Raw genomic sequence first — 3,090 nt, 5'->3', positions numbered from 1 at the left:
TCGATGTCGCCCAACGTCAGGCTCGCGTTCTGCAGCGCCTTGCGCACCAGCGAGATGGCCCGCCCGTCTTCGACCGGCAAGTTGCCGATGGCGACCTGACAGCGGTGACACGTCAACGCGTCGCAGTCGTTGCTCTGCCCGCACGCACAGCGCCGGAACGTGGCCACGAGAGGCAAGATGGCGAGCTCGAAATCGCGGCGGGTGATCTGGAAATCGATGTCGACCTCGGCCGTGGAGATGAGAATCTCGCCCCTGTCGCTTGCGCTCAGCATCTCTTTCAGCCGCCGCGCCTCTTGCTTGACCTCGACCAGCAGCCGGGCGTTACCGCGAATGTCGTACCCGTCAGACGCCTTCACCGCGCTGGCTACCATGTCGATGATGACGTCGTCGAGGTCGTCGCCCCCGAGCCACATGTCGCCCTCGAGGTTCATGGGCACGAACACGTTTCCCGCCCAGGTGAGAATGGAGATGTCGAAGGTGCCGCCCCCGAAGTCATACACCAGCAGGGTTCGCGGCTCTTCAGAGGGGCGCTCGAGACCGAAGGCAATGGCGGCGGCGGTAGGCTCATCGAGAATCTGGATGACCTGAAGCCCCGCCAGATTCGCGGCGTCTCGGGTGGCCCTGCGCTGCACCTCGCTGAAGTAGGCGGGCACGGTGATGACAGCATGGGTCACCGCCTCGCCATCGAGGCGCGCCTCGGCGTCGGCCTTCACCTTCTTCAGAATCTCGGCCGAGATCTGCACGGGCGAGTACTCACGGCCCGCCAGCACCACGCGAAGGCTCTGGGGCGTGCCGTCGTCGGGCGACTTGATCTCGAACAGCGCGCGCTGACGCAGCTTCTGCACCGCCTCGTCTTCGAAGCCCCGGCCCATGAGACGCTTCACCGAGAGCACGGTATCCCTTGGCATCGACTTCCAGTTGACGTAGGCCGGCGTGCCCACCAGCAGCTCACCCGCCTGACCCCGGCGGGGAACCGACACCACCGAAACGGTCATCTCCTCGCCCTCGCGGTTGCGAAGCACCCGCGGCTGCTTGCCATCAGCGATGGCCACCACGGTGTTGGTGGTTCCCAGGTCGATGCCGATCTTGCGTCCCATGCTCACAACCCCTTTTCGGTTTCAATCGAAGTCGGATGATTCTCGTCATCGGTGCTCACCACCACATGCGCCGCGCGCAGCACATCGCCGTGCAGACAGTATCCGCGTTTGACCTGACAAATGATGACGCCGGGTGGCTTTGCGGCATCGAACTCGGTGTCGACGATGACATGGCGCGTGGGGTCGAACTCGCCCTCGGCCTCGTACCCTTCGACCCCCTGATCGGCCAGCCAGCGGCCCAGCTGCTTCGCCACGATGCGCAGCCGGCCGAACACGCGTTGCTGCACGGGCGCAACCTGGGCTTTCAACGACTCGAGCGAGGTCGCCACATCGTCGAAGGTGTCGACCACCGTGAGCAGGTCGAGCAGCGCCTTGCGCTGCTTCTTTTCGTAGCGCGCGGCGTCTTCACGGCGCTCGGCCTCGAGCGTGCCGATGCGGTCGAGCAAGACCCGCGCCCCCTCGGCCAGCAGGCTCAGACGCTCGGCGGGTCTTGTATCGCCCCAAAGGTCGGCGGTTGCATGTTCTTCACGATTGCGCACCAATGATGCTGTCGCTCCCCCCCGTAGATAGATTGGCGTATCTGTACAATCCGATCCGACGCCATGCTGGTGCACCTCTTGCCCCCTCACTCGCGCCCCCGCACCGAATACGCATCCGGGAATCCCGCCCTGTGTGACCGAACCACCACCCCTGCGTGATTCCCGGCGTCTTGAAGGGTCCGATGGCCACCAGGGTTGCCGGAGGTCCCGTCACAGGAAGCTCGCGCGATTCAAAGACCCTGGCCGGCAGGCCCGCCCGCTGCGCCTTCACCATCTCGTCCTGGGCCTCGTCATCGCTGCCATCGTAGAGAATGACGTAGTAGACGGTTTCGAGATGCGCCCCGGAGGTTCGGCTGTGGTGCTCTTCCGGTGACGGTGGGGGAGGCGGAGGCGGAAGCGCCGCGATGAACTCAGCTCGAATGGCGTTGTCTACCCCAGCCTTCCACCCTTGTCGAAACGGCTCCGGCTCGTCCTTGATCCCCTCTTTCTGCTGCTGAACCCTCCACTCGGTAGCATGAATCGCGGCATTGAGATTTTCACGCGCGCTGGGCTTGTCAGCGCGACCAGCGATCTCCTTGCCCACCTTCACCCCTTCGACATAGCCATCGTGACGCTGACTCGCAGCCTCGCTGCGCGCGAGACCCTTGCTTGCGGCCTTGCTCCCTCGAATGATCTTGCCTGCATTCTCGAAGTGCTTCTTGGCCCCATCGAAATCTTCGTGGCTCAGTGACGTGTTGCCCAGCGCGACCTCGGCATCGTGGCGGCCCTGTCTGCAACGCACCAGGCCCTTCTTGGCCGCGGCGTTGTCCTTGTCAAGCTTCTGCACGCGCTTGTAGCCCTCGCTGGCCTTGTCGAAGCGCTTGCGGGTGACGTCTTCATCGGCCGCCGCCAGCAGTGCCTTGATGCGCGCCGCCTTCACCTGCTCGAGCCGGGCGTCAGCAACCTGCTGCTCGCCGTCGCGCTCGCGCACCTGCTTGAAGACCTTCTCGGCCCCATCGAAGTCCTTGCGGGCCAGGCGGGCGTCACCGTCTGCCAGCATGTGCGCGGTGACCGTCTTCTCGAGGGCGGCGAGATGACGAGTTGCCGCATCGTGCGCACTGATGATCTCGAGCGAGGCTTTGTAGCGCTCTCTCGCCTCATCAAACTTCTCAGCCTTCTCGAGACGCTCACCCTCGGCAATCTCGAGGGCAACGCGGCGCTCGAGAACGTCTGCGAGCTCAGCCTTGGTATCTTCGTTCTGACTGTCGAACTTGAGCACCTCGCGAAAGCGCGCCTCCGCCAGCACCAGATCTCCCTTGTCGCGGGCCTCGGCGCCCTTGTTGCGCAGCCAGGCCACCCGTGCCACCAGGGTACGATTCAAGCCGTCGGAAGCAGACTCCCCACCCCGCAAGCGACTGGCCCCACGAAAGCAGTGATCGGCGATTTCGAACGCATCACTGGCCAGGGCCGTTTCA

Annotated in this window: 2 protein-coding genes; both read right to left on the bottom strand. The window is 64.4% G+C overall.

The genetic code is table 11. The annotated features are described in order from the left end of the window. Nucleotides 1-1,103 (bottom strand): Hsp70 family protein (locus EB084_22565; protein NDD31048.1); only part of this gene is annotated, 1,103 nt, incomplete at its 3' end. After that, a complete protein-coding gene (grpE, locus tag EB084_22560; GenBank protein ID NDD31047.1) occupies nucleotides 1,100-1,759 on the bottom strand; it encodes a nucleotide exchange factor GrpE in 660 nt (219 codons plus the stop codon). The genes grpE and EB084_22565, both read right to left, overlap by 4 nt. Between the last annotated feature and the right edge of the window lie 1,331 nt (nucleotides 1,760-3,090).

Source organism: Pseudomonadota bacterium (assembly GCA_010028905.1).
Taxonomy (GTDB): Bacteria; Vulcanimicrobiota; Xenobia; order RGZZ01; family RGZZ01; genus RGZZ01.
The sequence above is the reverse complement of the archived record's forward strand: the minus strand, read 5'-3'. Positions and strand labels throughout refer to the sequence as shown.